This is a genomic window from Cupriavidus sp. SIMBA_020 (assembly GCF_046535395.1).
GTDB classification, from domain to species: domain Bacteria; phylum Pseudomonadota; class Gammaproteobacteria; order Burkholderiales; family Burkholderiaceae; genus Cupriavidus; species Cupriavidus campinensis.
Genome location: NZ_JAWRWU010001339.1, coordinates 1 through 247, shown reverse-complemented (window position 1 = coordinate 247; position 247 = coordinate 1). Strand labels below are relative to the sequence as shown.

At 54.7% G+C, this 247-nt stretch carries 1 protein-coding gene; it reads left to right on the top strand.

Features of this window, described 5'->3' with window-relative positions; translation table 11 throughout:
* A partial coding sequence (locus SB751_RS33875; protein ID WP_410749482.1) for a hypothetical protein occupies positions 1-247 on the top strand: 247 nt, incomplete at both ends.

The following is a 247-nucleotide window of genomic DNA, read 5'->3' as shown; positions in this document are numbered from 1 at the left end:
CGTCGGGCCTGGAAGAAAGCGGTGTTCTCCTTGCCGAATGGAACGACGTTTGGCCTGCTGCCACGAGCAGGTGAGTCGAACGCCGGCGGGGGAACGGAGATGGAGCCGCCTAACAAATGGAATATCTCTCCTTCAGGTCAATATGTAATCGTTATGCGAAACGAGCAGGGAACAGTGTTCATGGGGCAAGGGCAACCGGAAACGGTGCTGGACCGGGAGTACTGTTCCATGATTGAGATAAAAACAG